This window comes from Sulfitobacter sp. UBA4523, assembly GCF_002388305.1.
GTDB lineage: Bacteria > Pseudomonadota > Alphaproteobacteria > Rhodobacterales > Rhodobacteraceae > Sulfitobacter > Sulfitobacter pontiacus.
Genome location: NZ_DGMH01000070.1, coordinates 2,112 through 19,123, shown reverse-complemented (window position 1 = coordinate 19,123; position 17,012 = coordinate 2,112). Strand labels below are relative to the sequence as shown.

Below are 17,012 nucleotides of genomic sequence, written 5' to 3'. Positions count from 1 at the left end.
CCGGAACAGACGCAGGATTTGATGAAATCCGGCGCAACTTGCATCGCCTACGAAACCGTGACTGACCGCACCGGCGGCTTGCCCCTGCTCAAGCCAATGAGCCAGGTTGCCGGACGCCTCGCCGTTCAGGCCGGGGCCTCGGCTCTCGAAAAGGCCAAGGGCGGCCGCGGTGTGCTGATTGGCGGCGTGCCGGGCGTCCATGCCAGCCGGGTCGTGATCATCGGCGGCGGCGTGGTCGGCAAGGAAGCCGCCAAGATGGCGATCGGCCTCGGCGCGGACGTCACCATCCTCGACGGCTCGATCGCCCGTCTGCGCGAGCTCGACGATCTCTTCGCCGGCCGTGTGCAGACGCGCTATTCCACCAGTACGGCGATCGAGGAAGAGGTCTTCGCCGCCGACGCGGTCATCGGCGCGGTGCTGATCCCCGGCGCCTCGGCGCCGAAGCTGGTGACGCGGGCCATGCTGCCCGGCATGAAGAAGGGCGCGGTGCTGGTCGATGTCGCCATCGACCAGGGCGGCTGCTTCGAGACATCGCGCGCCACCACCCATGCCGAGCCGACCTTCGAGATCGACGGCGTGGTGCATTACTGCGTTGCCAACATGCCCGGTGCCGTGGCGCGGACATCGACCATTGCGCTTGGCAACGCCACGATGCCGTTCATGCTGGCACTGGCGGATAAAGGCTGGAAGCAAGCCTGCGCCGACGATCCCCACCTCAAGGCAGGTCTGAACGTGCACGCAGGTCAGCTGACCTACGCCGCCGTGGCCGAAGCGCTCGGGATGGAGGCGATCACCGCCGATCAGGCCATCGCCGGTTAACCACCCCCTACGCACTACGCAAAAGGCCCGCAGTGCACCTGCGGGCCTTTTCGTTTCACGCCGTTGAAACGCTTACTTCTTGGCAAGCTCATCGCGAATTTGCAGCAGCACATCCAACTGGCTGGGGCCAGTCGCCACTTCGGGAGCGACATCATCAGGGCGTTCGGCCAGCGATTTCAGGCGGTTAACGGATTTGACCAGCATGAACACCACAAAAGCGATAATCAGGAAGTTGATGCAGGCCGTGATGAACGCGCCATAGGCAAAGATCGCCGCGCCGGTTTCGCGCGCCGCGTCCAGACCGGTACCCGCAGGCACATCGCCAGACAGCACCACATACATGCTGGTGAAATCAACGCCGCCAAGGACCAGACCGATCACAGGGTTGATCAGATCGCTGACCAGCGAGGTCACAATAGCCGTAAACGCCGCGCCGATAATGATACCGACTGCCAGGTCCATAACATTGCCCTTGGCAATGAAATCCTTGAATTCTTGAATCATGTCTGTCCCTCGTATGATTGAAAGTCGTGTCCGCTACGTCGCACGACATACTGCGCATGCGTTAGCACAAGTTTTCCAAATAACGATGGGTTTTTGTCGGATAAGCACGGTTTTCCCCCTTACAGAGGCGAAAACCGCGCAATCCGGTGCAAAGCGTGCTTACTCTGGCAGGGTGCCTGTCAGCACATAGCGCAGGATCTGCACGACCTGCGCGGGCTCTTGGGCGACAGCCAAAGCTGCGGCGTCGACCTCTTTCAGCGCGTGCGCGTGGTCGGCCCCATGCAGGATCACCAGAGATTTCCCCAGAGCCGCCGCATAGCCTGCATCAAAAGCCGCGTTCCACTGTTTGTACTGATCGCCAAAACGCACGACCACGACATCCGCCTCTTCGATGCCCTTGCGGGTGCGGATCGCGTTCAGCTGTGCGCCCTTGCGGTCGTGCCAGAACTTGTTTTCCTCGGCCCCTAGGATCGCCACACCGCAGTCGTCGCTGGCCGCGTGGTCGGTGACAGGGCCGGTGAACACAACATCCACCCCCGCCGCGCCATCGATGATCTGATCGCGCCAGTCGGTGTGGATTTCACCCGAGAGATATACATGCAGTGTCATACCGCCTCCGTTCGCTTTAGCCGCGCAGCACGCCGCCGCTGGCTTTGGTCACCTTGTCGATGACCTTGGCGCCAACCGCCTCGATATCCGCGTCTTTCAGTGTCTTGTCGCTTGGCTGCATCCGTACCGTGAGGGCAAGCGATTTTTTCCCCTCGCCCAAGGCACCGCCGATGAATTCATCAAAGACGCGCACATCGTCAATCAGGGCCTTGTCCGCCCCCATCGCCGCATTGACCAGCGTCAGCGCGTCAACATCGGCATCCACCACAAAGGCAAAGTCGCGTTCCACCGCTTGCAGCGCGCTGGTGTTCAACGCGGGACGTGTGGCACCGGACTTGCGCGGCAAGGGCACCTCGGCTGGCCAGATGGTGAAGCCCATCGCGGGCCCTTTCACATCCAGTGCCGCCAGAACCCGCGGGTGAATTTCGCCAAAGACGCCAAGCACTTTTTTCGGGCCAAGACAGATCTGCCCGTGACGTCCGGGGTGGAACCAGTCAGCGCCATTGCGGTTGATCTGCACCTTGGCGGGGGCACCGATGGCGGACAGGACCGCCTCGATATCCGCCTTGACGTCGAACACATCGACCGGACGCGATGCGCCGTGCACATCCTTGGGACCGGTGCTGCCGGTCAGCAGGCCGCTGATCTGCAGATGCTGATCGCCGGGCTCGCCGCCGGTGAAGACGGGGCCGACCTCGAACAGCGCCATGTCAGGAAAGCCCCGCGCCTGATTGCGGGCCGCGGCCTGCAGCAAGGCGGGCAACAGCGAGGGGCGCATATGGCTCATGTCATTGCTGATCGGGTTTTCCAGACGGGTGTCATCGGTGCCGCCACCAAACAGCGCGGCAGACGCCTGATCGATAAAGCTGTAAGACACACATTCGTTGTAGCCCAAGGCGGCGCAGGCGCGGCGCGCGATGGCCTCGCGGCGCTGCATCGGCGACAGGACGGGCTTGGGCACGCCGGTCGTCAGGCGCGGCAAGGGGCGCCCTTCAAGCTTGGTGAGTGACGCAATCCGCGCGACTTCCTCGACCAGATCGGCTTCGCCCTGCACATCGGGGCGCCAGCTTGGGACATGCGCCATGTCGCCTTCCAGACGGAAGCCAAGTGCTGTCAGCGTCTTGCGCTGCTCGCTTTCCGAGATGGTCATCCCCACCAGCGACTGCACGCGCGCCGCGTCCAGCTTGTAGGCGCGAGAATAGTCCGGCACCTTGCCCGCAACGACAACTTCGGACGCCTCACCGCCTGCGATGTCCAGGATCATCTGGGTCGCATGTTCGATGGCATAGGGCGTCCATTCGGGGTCGATCCCCCGTTCAAAGCGATAGCGCGCGTCCGAGTTGATCTTGAGCGCGCGGCCCGTGTAGGCGGTGCGCACCGGATCGAAATAGGCCGCTTCGACAAAGACATTCACCGTGTCCATGGAACAGCCGCTTTCCGCGCCGCCCATCACACCCGCGATGCTTTCGACCTTTTCGGCGTCCGAAATCAGGGTCATGCCTTCGCTGAAGGTATATTCCTTGTCGTCCAGCCCCATCAGGGTCTCGCCGCCCTTGGCGCGGTGGATGCGCAGGCTGTTGCCCGCGACCTTATCCGCGTCGAACACGTGCAAAGGACGGTTGCGGTCATAGGTGAAGAAGTTCGTTACATCGACGAGGAACGAGATCGGGCGCAGGCCAATGGCGCGCAGCTTGTCCTGCAACCACGCCGGCGACGGGCCGTTTTTGACGCCGCGGATCACACGACCGTAGAAAACCGGACATTGGTCCAGCGTATCTTCGTCGATCGAAACAGAGATCGGGCACGGGAACTGCCCCTCGACCGCAGGCACATCGCGCTGTTTCAGCGTGCCCAGACCACGGGCCGCCAGATCACGCGCGATCCCGCGCACACCCAAGGCATCGGGACGGTTGGGGGTAATCGCGATCTCGATCACGGGGTCAACCTTGGCGGGGTCGTTTTCCGCCAGCCAGTCGATGAACCGGTCGCCGACATTGCCCGAGGGCAGCTCGATGATACCGTCATGTTCCTCGGACAGCTCAAGCTCGCGCTCTGACGCCATCATGCCAAAGCTTTCGACGCCACGGATCTTGCCAACGCCAATGGTGGTATCGATGCCCGGCACATAGACGCCCGGCTTTGCCACAACCACGGTGATGCCCTGACGCGCGTTCGGGGCACCGCAGATGATCTGCTGGACGCCTTCGTCGGTATCCACCTGACAGATCTGCAAACGATCCGCGTCGGGGTGCTTTTCTGCCGATTGCACATAGCCCAGCGTAAAATCCGCCAGCTTCGCGCCACGGTCTTCGACGCCTTCGACCTCGAGCCCCAGATCGGTCAGCGCATAGGTGATTTCATCGATCGACGCGGTGGTGTCGAGATGTTCCTTCAGCCAGGACAGTGTGAATTTCATGGCGGTGATCCTCATGCAATGCTTGCGCTAGGGCGTAGCGTTTAATCGGCGCGGTTTCAATGCGGTGCGGCTGCGTTTTGCGCCTAGCCCGGTGTTTTGGGCATCAACCCGTCCAGCTGGTAGCCAAGCCATCCGGTCGGGATGAAATGTCCGCCGGTATGGATGTCCAGCGTCACGCTGCGGTCGCCGGCGCAATTGTCCCAGGTGAAATGCGCGAACTCTACCCCCGGGGCGAGGGTCAGCGCGCCGTCCAGCCGGCCCTTGCCGCAGCGGAACGCCTTGCGCCACAGGGCGACGACATTGGTGGTGTCATGCTCAGGCCCGCGCGGCAGGCTCATCCACAGGTCGTTGAGCCCGTGCACATGGCGGACCTGACGCGGCGGGTTGGCGCAGGTGCTGGCCTGTTTGATCGTGCCCGACATGGTCATCAGACCCGCGATCCGGTCGCCGCGCGCGCAGGCATAGCGCCACGCCATTGCCGCCCCGAAACTGAACCCCGAGATATAGATCTGGCTTTGATCCACCGGATAGCGTTTCGCCACATCCGCCAGCACCGCGTCAGCAAAGGCGATATCCGCAGGGTCATCCTGCCAGAACCGCCACGCCCGATGCTGCGCCGACGGGGCCACCAGCATCACACCACGGGGCTTTGTCTCGGACCCGATGCGCGGATGATGGATCACCGTGCGCCCGCGCCGCAGGAAAGCGTGGAAATGCATCATGACAGGCAGGGGCGTCACGCCGTCCCAATCATCGGGCATCAGGATATTGTAGCTGCGGTTGCCGAGTTCACAGGGGATGTCGCCGCCGCAGGGCGGGAGGGTTTGGGCGGTGGCAATCATTGGCGCGGCAAAAAGCGCGCAGGCGAGCATCGCGGCCTGTACAAGTGCTTTTGGCCGCGCGGTCATGGCGTAGAAAAAGGCGGAGAGGCTCACGGGTTTCTCTAATCCTCAAACCGATGCGCGAGATCGTCCACATCGCCCATGCGATAAAGCTTGATCTCGCGGATCAGACGCAGGGTTGGTTTGGCAGCAAACAGCAGCGACCCGATCAGGAACAGCCATGTGCCCGGCGTAAGCCAAGCGTCGCTAAAGAACATGACCGACCCGACAATAAAGCAAAAAGCAGCCATGAAATCGACAACCGTATGGGCCAACTCGAACCGTGCATAAAGCCTGCGGTGCGCCTCGGATTGGTCCCGACGTTCATTGCGAAATATTTTCATGGGACCCTGCCCTTGTTCACCGGACAAGCGACGCGGTGCCCAGCGACGGACACCGCGCCGATCGATTAGCGGCTCAAACCACCATGCAGCGTCGGCTGATCCAAGCTTGCAAACCCGTAGTGCCGCAGCCAACGCAGGTCGCTGTCAAAGAATGCCCGCAAATCGGGGATGCCGTATTTCAGCATCGCGATGCGGTCGATGCCCATGCCAAAGGCAAAGCCCTGCCATTCGTTCGGGTCGATCCCGCCCGCTTGCAGCACCTTCGGGTGGACCATGCCGGAGCCCAGCACCTCCATCCAGCCGTCGCCTTCGCCGATGCGCAGCTGCCCGTCGACCCAGGAACACTGGATATCAACTTCTGCCGAAGGCTCGGTGAAGGGGAAGTGCGAGGCGCGGAAGCGGGTCTTGATGCCCTCGACCTCGAAGAACGCGCTAAAGAATTCCTCCAGCGTCCATTTCAGGTTCGCCATAGAGATGTCTTTGTCGATCGCCAGACCTTCGACCTGATGGAACATCGGCGTGTGGGTCTGGTCATAGTCGGCACGGTAGACGCCACCGGGGCAGATGATGCGCAGGGGCGCGCCTTCGGCCTCCATCGTGCGGATCTGCACGGGGCTGGTGTGCGTGCGCAGCACGTGGGGCGGACGATCGTCGCCCTCGGCACGGGCCATATAGAACGTGTCCATCTCGGCGCGTGCGGGGTGATGGCCGGGGATGTTCAGCGCGTCGAAGTTATACCAATCGGTGTCGATGCGCGGCCCTTCGGCGACAGAGAATCCCAGCTCGGCGAAGATCGCGGTCACTTCCTCGGTCACCTGGCTGACGGGGTGGATCGTGCCCTGTCGCGTCGCGCGCGTGGGCAATGTCACGTCCAGCCATTCGCTGCGCAGCCGTTCATCAAGGGCCGCATCCCCAAGTGCTGCTTTCTTCGCGGCAATGGCGGAGTTGATCTCGTCCTTGAGCGCGTTCAGCGCGGGGCCGACTGTCTGGCGTTCTTCGGGCGTCATACGGCCCAGCTCGCGCATCTTCAGGGCGACTTCGCCCTTTTTACCCACGGCGGCCAGACGGATGTCCTCCAACGCGGCTTCGTCGGCGGCACCAGCGATCTGGCCCAGATATTTCGCTTTCAGGTCGTCCATATCGGCCTCATGTCTTTTGCTCGGGCTGGTGCTAGCAGAATTGGCCCCGAATACAAGCGGCAGGGCCATTTGAAGCGGGTCTTGTGATGCTGAAACCGCGGGCACATAGTGGCGCAAACCATCAAGGGGGTGCCGCGCGTGGCAGAGATTTTACAACCCGACAGCAACCCGTCCCTGCCCCGCCCTGTCACACGGCCCTGGCTGGCGCTGCTTGGCCTGACGCTGGGGGTGACGGTCACCAACGGGTTCGCGCGCTTTGCCTACGGGCTGATCCTGCCCGCGATGAAGACCGAGCTGGACTGGACCTATGCGCAGGCGGGCTGGCTGAACACGGCGAATGCCATCGGCTATATCATCGGCGCGGTGCTGACGCTGCTGCTGATCGGGCGCATCGCGCCTGCGCGGTTGTTCGGGTTCGGCATGGTGACCACGACGCTGACGCTGTTGGCGACGGGGTACGAGGCGACGATGGGCTGGCAGACCTTCTGGCGGATCGCGGCGGGGGTGTTCGGTGCAATGTCCTTTTCCACCGCAGGCGTTCTGACCGCGCGGCTGTTTCCGGGCGACGCGCGCCGCAATGCGCTGGCGATCGCGATCCTGTTCGGCGCAGGGGGCGGCATCGGGATCATGCTGGCAGGCGCATCCCTGCCCCTGATGATAGAGCTCTGGGGCACCGGATCATGGCGCTATGGCTGGTATATCATCGGCGCGATCAGCGTCGCCTGCCTGCCTCTGTCCCTATGGGCCGCGGCGCGTCTGTCGGTGCCTGCACAGCGGAATACAGCAGCCGGCGGCATCAAGCTGCACCTGATCTGGAGAGAGCTTGCAGGCTACGTCGGTTTTGCCATGGGTTATATCGTCTATCTGACGTTCCTGTCTGCGTGGATGACGGATCAACAGGCACCGGCGCTGCTGATCTCGGCGGTGTGGATCATCATGGGGGTGGCGCTGATCGCCTCGCCCTTCGTCTGGCGCGGGGTATTGGCGCGGCACGCTTCGGGCAAGCCCTTGGCGATGATCCTGACCGGCATCGCAATCGGGTCGGCGCTGCCGCTCGTCCTGCCTGCGGGTGGGGCCGTGGTGATTTCAGCCGTGGTTTTCGGGCTTTGCGTCTTCATGGCCCCCGGCGCGATCACCAGCTTTATCCGCCAGAACCTGCCTGCCGAAAGCTGGGCCGCCGCGATGAGCCTGTTTACGGTGGTCTTTGCCATCGCGCAGACCGCAGGCCCCTTCGCCGCCGGTGCCTTGGGCGACCTGACGGGCAATATCGGGTCCAGCCTCCTGGCTGCCGCTGCGATCCTGCTGACAGGGGCCGCTGTGGTGGTGTTTCAAAAACCGCTGCCGCAACAAGACCCCGGCTGATCACCGCACAAACGAAAAACGCCGCCCCGATGTCAGGGCGGCGTTCTAAAACTTGGGGTCGGCAAAGGGCGCTTACGCGGCCAGTGCGTCTTGTGCTTGCTTCACGATGGCACCGAATGCTTCGGGCTCGTTGATGGCCAGGTCGGACAGAACCTTCCGGTCCACTTCGATACCAGCCAGGGACAGACCGTTGATGAAGCGGCTGTATGTCAGTGCTTCGTCGTGGCTGCGCACAGCGGCGTTGATCCGCTGGATCCACAATGCGCGGAAGTTCCGCTTGCGGTTCTTACGGTCGCGCGTGGCGTATTGGTTGGCTTTGTCGACCGCCTGACGGGCGACCTTAAAGGTGTTCTTGCGGCGGCCATAGTAACCTTTGGCTGCTTTGATTACCTTTTTGTGACGGGCGTGGGTAACGACACCACCTTTTGTACGGGACATATCGGCTCTCCTATCTTAGCGGTCGTAGGGCATGAAGCCCTTGATGATCTTGGCGTCGGGTGCAGACAAAGCTGTTGTCCCACGCGCGTCACGGATGAATTTTTTCGTCCGTTTGATCATACCATGCTGTTTGCCAGCCTGACCGCCGATGACCTTGCCGGTCGCCGAGATCTTAAAGCGCTTCTTGGCGCTCGATTTCGTCTTCATCTTGGGCATTTCCGTCTCCTTAACTTGAGTTCGGTAAGTGCGCGACTCGGCATGCCACGAAGGCCGGACGCGCGGAACGAAGCTGGCGTATAGGAGGGACAGGGGCCCAAAGCAAGGGCAAAAGCGCGAAACGCCTGCGCTTACCAGAACTTGTAGCGCGCAATCACATGCAAAACGGCGTCTGGCACGTCTTCCAACGCATAGCCGCCCGGATGGGTGTTGATGGCATAGACGATCATCCCGCCCGCGATCAGCACCGTCAATGCCGACGCGCGCGGCGCACGGCCATCAGAGAAGGCCGACACGACAGAGGGGATAGAAAGCACAGCAAGGGCAAGACCAATCACCAAAATCAGATCAGTATCCATTATTCCTGCCCTTGCTCGATATATTCTTGTTACCTGACCAGAGGTTATTCCGGATCGGTATTAAAAATCAATCGTTCGTCGCAGGGTGCGACGCGCAGGATATTTGTGCTGCCCTCGACGTTGAAAGGCACACCTGCGGTGACAACGATCATATCCTCCGGCCCGGCATAGCCTTCGTCACGGGCAACGCGTGCGGCGCTGACCACGGCCATCTTGAAGCGTTCCAGCGTGCCGGTCTGAACGCAATTGACGCCCCAGGTAAGCGCCAGACGGCGCGCGGTCTTGACCAGAGGTGACAACGCGATGATCGGCACCCGCGGGCGTTCACGTGCGGTCAACAGCGCCGTGGTCCCGCTTTGGGTGAAGCAACAGATTGCCTTGATGTTCGCGGTTTCCGCAATCTCGCGTGCGGCGGCAACGATACCGTCCGCCACGGTCATGCGGTCCACCTTGCGCGACGATTCGATAATCTGGGTGTAGGTCGGATCCTGCTCTACCTCGGTGGCCACGTTATCCATCGTGCGCACCGCCTCGACCGGATAGGCACCGGCCGCGGATTCCGCTGACAACATCACCGCATCGGCCCCTTCATAAATGGCGGTCGCGACATCTGATACCTCGGCCCGGGTGGGGATCGGGCTTTCGATCATCGATTCCAGCATCTGCGTCGCCACGATCACCGGCTTTGCCGCCGCACGGCATTTGCGCACCAGTCGTTTCTGGATCGGCGGCACGTTCTGCACCGGCAGTTCAACCCCCAGATCACCGCGCGCAACCATGATACCGTCGCTCACCGCCAGAATGTCCTCGAACCGGTCCACGGCCGACGGCTTTTCGATCTTGCTCAGCAATGCGGCACGGCCCTTGGCTAGGTCGCGCGCTTCGGTCACATCTTCGGGACGCTGCACAAAGCTCAGCGCCAGCCAGTCGACCCCCAGCTCGCACACGAATTCCAGATCGGCGCGGTCTTTTTCCGACAGGGCGGCCAGCGGCAGCACCACATCCGGCACGTTCACGCCTTTGCGGTTAGAGATCACGCCGCCGATCATCACTTCGCACTCCGCGAAATCAGGGCCGCATTCCTTGACCTTCAAACGGATCTTGCCGTCATTGACCAACAGCGATGCGCCCGGTTCAAGCGCCTGGAAAATCTCGGGGTGCGGCAGGCTCACGCGGCGGGCATTGCCCTCTGCCTCGTCCAGATCCAGCCGGAAGGACGCGCCCTCGACCAGCAATTCGCTGTCCCCCGAAAAGACACCCACACGCAGCTTTGGCCCCTGAAGATCCGCGAGAATACCGATCGTGGATCCCGTTTCTTCTTCGATCTGGCGGATGATCTGGTGCTTGATCCGGATTTCGTCATGGCTGCCGTGGCTCATGTTCAACCGGAACACATCCGCGCCCGCGTGAAACAGTGCCGATATCGTCTCGTGCGTATCCGAGGCCGGACCCAAGGTGGCAACTACTTTGACATTCCGCGTGCGTTTCATACTGGTGACGTCCCTTTTCATCTGCGGGCTTTGGCAGCCCCTGCGCTCTTTGCCACGGGTCTAACACGCGCGGCGGTCAGAGTGGATAGTAAATAAGTTAGCGTTAACATGTGTTGGCGTTAACACTTAGCGAAGATCGCCCGCCCCGTCTATGCCCACCACAGTATGACAGCACGATGACAGCGGGCGGCGGAAGGCCGTGCCACATTCATGGCCCGCCGCCTTGAACCCGCACCGGCCAGCCCATAGCTTGGCCCCACCCCACTTGCAGGAGAGCATAATGCCCACACAACAGGAAATCGAACTTCAGGCTGCGGCGTTTCGCCGGCTGCAACAACACCTGATGCAAGACCGCACGGACGTGCAGAACATCGACATGATGAACCTGGCCGGATTTTGCCGCAACTGCCTGTCGCGCTGGTATCAAGAAGCCGCAAACGAACGCGGGATCGACATGGGCAAGGAAGAAGCGCGCGAACTGTTCTACGGCATGACCATGGACGCATGGAAAGCCAACTATCAGACCGACGCGCAGGACGCGCAGAAAGAGGCGTTCAAGGTCGCCTTCGAACAGAACGTCGGCGAAAAGGGCTGACCGCGCGCAGCCAGCCCCTTGGCAAGGCGGGTTAGACCGCCGCCTTGCGCATCTCGTCCAGATAGATCTCGCGCAGACGCGGCGCGACCTTGCCCGGTGTTCCATCGCCCAAGGCCACGCCGTCGATCTCGACCACGGGCATGACAAAAGCGCTGGCGGAGGTGGTAAACGCCTCATCCGCCTGCTGCGCTTCGTGGATGGTAAAGTTACGCTCTTCCACCACCATCTGCGCCTCTTTGGCGAAACGCAGAACCGCAGCGCGGGTGATGCCGTGCAAAATCTCGTTGCTCAGGGCGCGGGTGATGATCTTGTTGCCCATCACGATATAGGCGTTGTTGCTGGTGCCTTCGGTGACAAAGCCGTCCTCGACCATCCAGGCATCATCGCAGCCCGCTTTCTTGGCCATCATCTTGCCCATCGACGGATACAGCAGCTGCACCGTCTTGATATCGCGACGGCCCCAGCGGATGTCTTCGATGCTGATGATCTTGGCACCTTTCTTGGCGGCGGGGCTGTCGGCTAGACCGGGTTTGGACTGGGTGAACAAGACAATCGTCGGCTCTGTCGTCTCGGGATCGGGGAAGGCAAAGTCGCGGTCCCCGTCCGATCCGCGGGTGATCTGCAAATAGATCAGCCCCTCGTCGATCTCGTTCACGCGCACCAGTTCGCGGTGGACCTCCAGCAGGTCCTCCTTCGAGATCGGGTTGCGCATCTGTAGCTCGTTCAACGACCGGCTGAGCCGGATCGCATGGCCGTCAAAGTCGATCAGCTTGCCGTCCAGCACGCTGGTGACCTCATAGACCCCGTCCGCCATCAGAAACCCGCGATCAAAGATCGAAACCTTGGCTTCGGTCTCGGGCAGGTATTCGCCGTTCACATATACAGTCCGCATGTCTTATCCCCAAAGCTTGGCCGCAGGCGGATGCACCCCGGCGGCGTCAAATGTCAAAGCGTTGTCGCGGTCTTCGGCCAGAAGCAGCGGGCCGTCAAGGTCCACGACCTTTGCCCCCTGCGCCACCAGCACCGCCGGAGCCATCGCGAGCGACGACCCGACCATGCACCCCACCATGACCTCATAGCCCTGCGCGACAGCCGCATCGCGCAGCGCCAGCGCCTCGGTCAGACCACCGGTCTTGTCCAGCTTGACGTTGACCACATCGTATTTGCCTTTCAGCGCAGCAAGGCTCGCACGGTCATGACAGCTTTCATCGGCACAGACCGGCACGGGCCGCTCCATCCCGACGAGCGCATCGTCATCCCCTGCGGGCAAAGGCTGTTCAACCAATGACACACCCAGCCGCACCAGATGCGGGGCAAGATCGGCATAAACCTCTGCCGACCAGCCCTCATTCGCATCGATGATGATTTGCGCATCAGGCGCACCGGCGCGCACAGCCTCAAGGCGGGGCATATCATCCGGCGTGCCCAGCTTGATCTTCAACAGCGGGCGATGCGCATGCAAGGCAGCCTGTTCGCGCATCTTTTCGGGGCTATCCAACGACAGGGTAAAGGCCGTGATCTCGGGCCCCGGTCGCGCCAGCCCCGCCAGTTCCCACACAGGTTTACCCGCCTGCTTGGCTTGCAGATCCCACAGGGCACAATCCACTGCATTGCGCGCGGCACCAGCCGGCAGCAGGTCATACAGCGCATCACGCGTCAGCGGCCCGCGCAGCGCTTCGATCTCTGCCGTGACCGACTCCAGCGTCTCGCCATACCGGGCATAGGGCACACATTCGCCCCACCCCGTCACACCGCCATCGGTGATCCGCACCGTGAGCACCTGCGCCTCGGTCCGCGATCCACGCGAAATGGTAAAGACCTGCGCCAGCCGAAAGACATCCCGGCTTACCTCAATACGCATATCCGCTCCTTCATTTTGCCACTTAAACTCTCCCCGAAGGGCCGATCAGAGGGCTGCCAAAGCCTCCGCCAATCTCGCGGCACCTTGGCGGAACGGGTCCACGGCTGGCAAGCCCAAGCGTTGTTCGACCTCGGCCAGATAGGCATCTGCCTCTGCCTCCGACAGATGCTGGGTGTTGATCGAGATACCGACCACCTGACAACCTGCGTTGGCAACCTTTGCCAGCGTCAGTGCCACGTCGCGCACTTCTTCCAACGTGGGCAGCGTGTAGTCGGGCAGACCGCGCATGGTCTTGCGGGTCGGCTCGTGGCACAGGATCAACGCATCGGGTTGGCCGCCGTGGATCAGCGCCATGGTGACGCCGGAATAGGACACGTGGAACAAGCTGCCCTGCCCTTCGATGATATCCCAATGATCATCGTCATTGTCGGGGGTCAGATACTCGATCGAGCCGGCCATGAAATCCGCGATCACCGCATCCAAAGGAACACCTTCGCCGGTGATCAGGATACCGGTCTGGCCCGTCGCGCGGAAGCTGCTTTTCAGCCCCTTCTCTTTCATCGCCGCGTCCAGCGCCAGCGCGGTATACATCTTGCCGACCGAACAGTCGGTGCCGACCGCAAGCACGCGCTTCCCGCTGCGTTTGACGCCATTCGCAATCGGGTACTGCACCGACGGGATACGCACGTCATGCAAGCTGCGCCCGTGTTTCTCGGCGGCGGCCACGAGCTCTGGCTCGTTGCGCAGCAGGTTATGCAAGCCGGATGCCAGATCGAAACCGGCCTCCAGCGCGTCGACCAGCACGGCGCGCCATGTGGCGCTGATGGTGCCCCCGCGGTTGGCGACGCCAATCACCAGGGTCTGCGCGCCTGCCTCTTTCGCTTGCGCAAGCGTCATATCGGTCAGACCCAGATCCGCCTTGCACCCGTCCAGCCGCAGCTGACCGACGGCATTTTCAGGACGCCAGTCCTTGATGCCCTGCGCCACTTTAACCGCAAGGTGATCCGGCGCGTCGCCCAGAAAAAGAAGATAAGGTGTTTTGATCATGATCACATGCTCCTGCAATTTGGCTTTGGCTCAGTTTCGCAGCCTTTCGGCGCGATAAGGTTGCAAATGAGTGGTAGGCGCAAGAGATGGCGCAGAAATTTTGCGGGTAGTCGGCCATCCAAGCAAGAACTGTGCACAGAAATTCAGCCGCCGATGCTGCAGGTGCGAGATCACCCTTGCAGGGCGCAGCGCAATTTAATACCACCCAAGGCAAGCAAGTCGTAACTTTATTACTCAAGGATTCCGCATATGAGCTTTCGCATCCAGCCTACAGCACCTGCACGTCCCAACCGCTGCCAATTGTTCGGCCCCGGTTCGCGCCCGGCGATCTTCGAAAAAATGGCGAGTTCCGACGCCGATGTGATCAACCTTGATCTGGAAGACAGCGTGGCCCCCACAGACAAGGACAGCGCCCGCGCCAATATCATCAAGGCGATCAGCGATGTAGACTGGGGCGACAAAACACTGTCCGTGCGGATCAACGGGCTGGATACACCTTACTGGTACCGCGATGTCGTCGACCTGCTGGAACAGGCGGGCGAGCGTCTGGACCAGATCATGATCCCCAAGGTCGGCTGCGCCGCTGACGTCTATACTGTCGACGCGCTGGTTACGGCGATCGAAACCGCCAAGGGCCGCACCAAGAAAATCTCGTTCGAGGTGATTATCGAATCGGCCGCAGGTATCGCCCACGTCGAAGAGATCGCCGCCGCCAGCCCGCGCCTGCAAGCGATGAGCCTTGGTGCGGCCGACTTTGCCGCCTCGATGGGGATGCAGACGACCGGCATCGGTGGCACGCAGGAAAACTATTACATGCTGCGCGACGGGGCAAAGCATTGGTCCGATCCGTGGCATTGGGCGCAGACCGCCATTGTGGCCGCCTGCCGGACCCACGGCGTGCTTCCGGTCGACGGTCCGTTCGGTGATTTCTCGGACGACGAAGGCTACCGCGCGCAGGCGCGCCGGTCGGCGACCTTGGGCATGGTCGGCAAATGGGCCATCCACCCCAAGCAGATCGCCGTCGCGAACGAGGTGTTCACCCCCTCCGACGAAGCCGTCGCCGAAGCGCGCGAGATTCTGGCCGCGATGGAAACAGCCAAGGCCAACGGCGAAGGTGCGACCGTCTACAAGGGCCGTTTGGTCGATATCGCCAGCATCAAACAGGCCGAAGTCATCGTGCGCCAGTCCGAGATGATCGCCTCGCGCTAACCCCGCGATACTGAACAGCGGCGCGAGGCGACCCTCGTGCCGCGCCACCTCCCCCGCAGCAAAGCGGGCTTGGCATGCCCCGCGGCTTGGGGCATCAAGGCAGCATGACCATCGATGTCCTCTCTGCGCTCGCGCTTTTCGCGCTGATCACCTCTATCACGCCGGGGCCGAACAACCTGATGCTGATGGCATCGGGCGCAAATTTCGGCTTTGCGCGCACGGTGCCGCATATGATGGGCATCACCCTTGGTTTTATGGTCATGTTGCTGCTGGTGGGCTTTGGCCTGATCCGCGTGTTTGACGCCTTTCCCGTCATCTATTCGGTGCTCAAGATCCTGAGCCTGATCTATCTGATCTACCTCGCCTATAAGATCGCCACCGCCGCCCCGGTGCAAAGCGCAGCCCCCAACGCCAAACCGCTGAGCTTTCTGCAAGCGGCGGGGTTTCAATGGGTCAACCCCAAGGCCTGGGCCTTCGGGCTCAGCATCATCACGATCTACGTGCCCTCTGCCGGCATATTGCCGCTGGTGATCACGGCGCTTGTCGTGGCGGTGATGGCGCTGCCGTCGGTCACCCTCTGGACCCTTCTTGGCGGGCAGATGGCCCGTTTTCTAACCAATCCCCGGCGTTTGCGGGTGTTTAACGTGACCATGGCCGCGCTGCTTGTGGCGTCGCTGCTGCCTGCCCTTTGGCCGGCCAGCTGACAGGTTCCGTTGCAAAGACCGCAAATCAACGCCATATAGCCCTGAACAAAGCGCGGAGCAGGTGATGACACAGTATCTGGATTTCGAAAAACCACTGGCCGAAGTGGAAGGCAAAGCGGAAGAGCTGCGCGCTCTGGCGCGGTCCTCCGAAGGGATGGACGTGAGCGCCGAAGCCAAAACGCTGGACGAAAAAGCCCACCAAATGCTTGACGATCTGTACAAGTCGTTGACGCCGTGGCGCAAATGTCAGGTGGCACGTCACCCCGACCGGCCCCATTGCAAAGACTATATTGAAGCCCTTTTTACCGAATACACCCCGCTGGCGGGGGACCGGAACTTTGCCGATGATCTTGCGGTCATGGGCGGTCTGGCACGGTTCAACGACACGCCTGTCGTCGTGATCGGCCATGAAAAGGGCAACGACACCAAATCCCGTATCGAACGCAATTTCGGCATGGCCCGCCCCGAAGGCTACCGCAAAGCCGTGCGGCTCATGGAACTGGCCGACAAGTTCGGGCTGCCCGTGATCACGCTGGTCGACACCCCCGGTGCCTACCCCGGTAAAGGCGCGGAAGAGCGTGGCCAATCCGAAGCCATCGCCCGCGCGACCGAGAAATGCTTGCAGATCGGTGTGCCGCTGGTTTCTGTCATCATCGGTGAAGGTGGGTCAGGCGGGGCGGTTGCTTTTGCCACGGCGAACCGCGTCGCCATGCTGGAACATTCCGTCTATTCCGTGATCTCGCCCGAGGGCTGCGCATCGATCCTGTGGAAAGATGCCGAGAAAATGCGCGAGGCCGCCGAAGCGCTGCGCCTGACCGCGCAAGATCTGAAACAACTGGGCGTCAACGACCGCATCATCCCCGAACCCCGTGGCGGCGCGCATCGGGATCGGAAAGAGGCAATTGCATCGGTGCGCAAGGCGATTGCCGCGATGCTGGATGACCTGTCGGGCAAAGACCCAAAGGCGCTGGTGGCAGATCGTCGCAAGAAATTCCTCGACCTCGGGGCCAAGGGGCTGG

General features: G+C 61.8%; 19 protein-coding genes. 6 read left to right on the top strand and 13 right to left on the bottom strand.

The genetic code is table 11. The features are described from left to right. Nucleotides 1-819: alanine dehydrogenase (locus tag B3849_RS16970; protein WP_286780460.1), on the top strand; the 819-nt coding region annotated here is incomplete at its 5' end. A gap of 72 nt (nucleotides 820-891) precedes the next feature. Here B3849_RS16970 and mscL read toward each other — a convergent pair. From mscL to pheS, 6 genes are all read right to left on the bottom strand, one after another. Beyond that, nucleotides 892-1,323: a large conductance mechanosensitive channel protein MscL gene (gene mscL / locus B3849_RS16965; protein ID WP_005851224.1), complete on the bottom strand. Its 432-nt coding sequence runs from the start codon at nucleotides 1,321-1,323 to the stop codon at nucleotides 892-894. Nucleotides 1,324-1,482: 159 nt separating this feature from the next. Beyond that, nucleotides 1,483-1,932, bottom strand: coding sequence for a YtoQ family protein (locus B3849_RS16960; protein ID WP_278424821.1), 450 nt, complete (start codon nucleotides 1,930-1,932; stop codon nucleotides 1,483-1,485). Nucleotides 1,933-1,948: 16 nt separating this feature from the next. Beyond that, a complete protein-coding gene (gene pheT / locus B3849_RS16955; protein ID WP_168592665.1) occupies nucleotides 1,949-4,348 on the bottom strand; it encodes a phenylalanine--tRNA ligase subunit beta in 2,400 nt (799 codons plus the stop codon). An 83-nt stretch (nucleotides 4,349-4,431) separates the two neighbouring features. Further along, nucleotides 4,432-5,283, bottom strand: coding sequence for an alpha/beta hydrolase family esterase (locus tag B3849_RS16950; protein ID WP_278374854.1), 852 nt, complete (start codon nucleotides 5,281-5,283; stop codon nucleotides 4,432-4,434). Nucleotides 5,284-5,291: 8 nt separating this feature from the next. After that, nucleotides 5,292-5,573, bottom strand: a complete 282-nt coding sequence (locus B3849_RS16945; protein ID WP_260004718.1) for a YrhK family protein — start codon at nucleotides 5,571-5,573, stop codon at nucleotides 5,292-5,294. A 65-nt stretch (nucleotides 5,574-5,638) separates the two neighbouring features. Then, nucleotides 5,639-6,712 carry a phenylalanine--tRNA ligase subunit alpha gene (gene pheS, locus B3849_RS16940; RefSeq protein ID WP_037954562.1) on the bottom strand — a complete coding sequence of 358 codons (1,074 nt, stop codon included), beginning with the start codon at nucleotides 6,710-6,712 and terminating at the stop codon, nucleotides 5,639-5,641. Between the two features lie 138 nt (nucleotides 6,713-6,850). On the opposite strand from pheS, the gene B3849_RS16935 reads away from it, so the two are divergent. Next, entirely contained in the window at nucleotides 6,851-8,074 is a 1,224-nt protein-coding gene (locus B3849_RS16935) for a YbfB/YjiJ family MFS transporter (protein WP_278424820.1), read from the top strand. Nucleotides 8,075-8,146: 72 nt separating this feature from the next. Here B3849_RS16935 and rplT read toward each other — a convergent pair whose 3' ends face one another. The 4 genes from rplT to pyk all read right to left on the bottom strand — a co-directional run bounded on the left by rplT (nucleotide 8,147) and on the right by pyk (nucleotide 10,577). Beyond that, on the bottom strand, nucleotides 8,147-8,512 hold the full coding sequence (gene rplT / locus B3849_RS16930; RefSeq protein WP_005851211.1) for a 50S ribosomal protein L20: 366 nt from the start codon (nucleotides 8,510-8,512) through the stop codon (nucleotides 8,147-8,149). Nucleotides 8,513-8,527: 15 nt separating this feature from the next. Then, entirely contained in the window at nucleotides 8,528-8,728 is a 201-nt protein-coding gene (gene rpmI, locus B3849_RS16925; RefSeq protein ID WP_005851209.1) for a 50S ribosomal protein L35, read from the bottom strand. Nucleotides 8,729-8,859: 131 nt separating this feature from the next. After that, the gene (locus B3849_RS16920; RefSeq protein ID WP_005851207.1) at nucleotides 8,860-9,087 is read right to left on the bottom strand and encodes a hypothetical protein; all 228 of its coding nucleotides are present in this window, start codon (nucleotides 9,085-9,087) and stop codon (nucleotides 8,860-8,862) included. A gap of 44 nt (nucleotides 9,088-9,131) precedes the next feature. After that, a complete protein-coding gene (gene pyk / locus B3849_RS16915) occupies nucleotides 9,132-10,577 on the bottom strand; it encodes a pyruvate kinase (RefSeq protein ID WP_278424819.1) in 1,446 nt (481 codons plus the stop codon). 280 nt (nucleotides 10,578-10,857) lie between these two features. On the opposite strand from pyk, the gene B3849_RS16910 reads away from it, so the two are divergent. After that, on the top strand, nucleotides 10,858-11,172 hold the full coding sequence (locus B3849_RS16910) for a DUF1244 domain-containing protein (protein ID WP_278424818.1): 315 nt from the start codon (nucleotides 10,858-10,860) through the stop codon (nucleotides 11,170-11,172). A 31-nt stretch (nucleotides 11,173-11,203) separates the two neighbouring features. Here the strand turns inward: B3849_RS16910 and B3849_RS16905 are convergent, their stop codons facing one another. The 3 genes from B3849_RS16905 to dgcN are packed head-to-tail and all read right to left on the bottom strand — an operon-like array spanning nucleotide 11,204 to nucleotide 14,080. Continuing rightward, nucleotides 11,204-12,064, bottom strand: a complete 861-nt coding sequence (locus B3849_RS16905) for a D-amino-acid transaminase (RefSeq protein WP_005851201.1) — start codon at nucleotides 12,062-12,064, stop codon at nucleotides 11,204-11,206. A 3-nt stretch (nucleotides 12,065-12,067) separates the two neighbouring features. Next, on the bottom strand, nucleotides 12,068-13,033 hold the full coding sequence (gene dgcA, locus B3849_RS16900) for an N-acetyl-D-Glu racemase DgcA (RefSeq protein ID WP_278424817.1): 966 nt from the start codon (nucleotides 13,031-13,033) through the stop codon (nucleotides 12,068-12,070). Nucleotides 13,034-13,078: 45 nt separating this feature from the next. Next, on the bottom strand, nucleotides 13,079-14,080 hold the full coding sequence (gene dgcN / locus B3849_RS16895; RefSeq protein WP_064216388.1) for an N-acetyltransferase DgcN: 1,002 nt from the start codon (nucleotides 14,078-14,080) through the stop codon (nucleotides 13,079-13,081). A gap of 249 nt (nucleotides 14,081-14,329) precedes the next feature. Here dgcN and B3849_RS16890 point away from each other — a divergent pair, with 249 nt between their 5' ends. The 3 genes from B3849_RS16890 to B3849_RS16880 all read left to right on the top strand — a co-directional run. After that, the gene (locus B3849_RS16890; protein ID WP_037943086.1) at nucleotides 14,330-15,289 is read left to right on the top strand and encodes an L-malyl-CoA/beta-methylmalyl-CoA lyase; all 960 of its coding nucleotides are present in this window, start codon (nucleotides 14,330-14,332) and stop codon (nucleotides 15,287-15,289) included. A gap of 104 nt (nucleotides 15,290-15,393) precedes the next feature. Next, entirely contained in the window at nucleotides 15,394-15,993 is a 600-nt protein-coding gene (locus B3849_RS16885) for a LysE family translocator (RefSeq protein ID WP_278424816.1), read from the top strand. 64 nt (nucleotides 15,994-16,057) lie between these two features. Continuing rightward, nucleotides 16,058-17,012 (top strand): acetyl-CoA carboxylase carboxyltransferase subunit alpha (locus B3849_RS16880; RefSeq protein WP_286780459.1); only part of this gene is annotated, 955 nt, incomplete at its 3' end.

Bases quoted from the DNA above. Each gene is read 5' to 3' on its own strand.
- mscL (WP_005851224.1), bottom strand. From the start codon at position 1,323: ATGATTCAAGAATTCAAGGATTTCATTGCCAAGGGCAATGTTATGGAC.
- B3849_RS16960 (WP_278424821.1), bottom strand. From the start codon at position 1,932: ATGACACTGCATGTATATCTCTCGGGTGAAATCCACACCGACTGGCGC.
- pheT (WP_168592665.1), bottom strand. From the start codon at position 4,348: ATGAAATTCACACTGTCCTGGCTGAAGGAACATCTCGACACCACCGCG.
- B3849_RS16945 (WP_260004718.1), bottom strand. From the start codon at position 5,573: ATGAAAATATTTCGCAATGAACGTCGGGACCAATCCGAGGCGCACCGC.
- pheS (WP_037954562.1), bottom strand. From the start codon at position 6,712: ATGGACGACCTGAAAGCGAAATATCTGGGCCAGATCGCTGGTGCCGCC.
- rplT (WP_005851211.1), bottom strand. From the start codon at position 8,512: ATGTCCCGTACAAAAGGTGGTGTCGTTACCCACGCCCGTCACAAAAAG.
- rpmI (WP_005851209.1), bottom strand. From the start codon at position 8,728: ATGCCCAAGATGAAGACGAAATCGAGCGCCAAGAAGCGCTTTAAGATC.
- B3849_RS16920 (WP_005851207.1), bottom strand. From the start codon at position 9,087: ATGGATACTGATCTGATTTTGGTGATTGGTCTTGCCCTTGCTGTGCTT.
- pyk (WP_278424819.1), bottom strand. From the start codon at position 10,577: ATGAAACGCACGCGGAATGTCAAAGTAGTTGCCACCTTGGGTCCGGCC.
- B3849_RS16910 (WP_278424818.1), top strand. From the start codon at position 10,858: ATGCCCACACAACAGGAAATCGAACTTCAGGCTGCGGCGTTTCGCCGG.
- B3849_RS16905 (WP_005851201.1), bottom strand. From the start codon at position 12,064: ATGCGGACTGTATATGTGAACGGCGAATACCTGCCCGAGACCGAAGCC.
- dgcA (WP_278424817.1), bottom strand. From the start codon at position 13,033: ATGCGTATTGAGGTAAGCCGGGATGTCTTTCGGCTGGCGCAGGTCTTT.
- dgcN (WP_064216388.1), bottom strand. From the start codon at position 14,080: ATGATCAAAACACCTTATCTTCTTTTTCTGGGCGACGCGCCGGATCAC.
- B3849_RS16890 (WP_037943086.1), top strand. From the start codon at position 14,330: ATGAGCTTTCGCATCCAGCCTACAGCACCTGCACGTCCCAACCGCTGC.
- B3849_RS16885 (WP_278424816.1), top strand. From the start codon at position 15,394: ATGACCATCGATGTCCTCTCTGCGCTCGCGCTTTTCGCGCTGATCACC.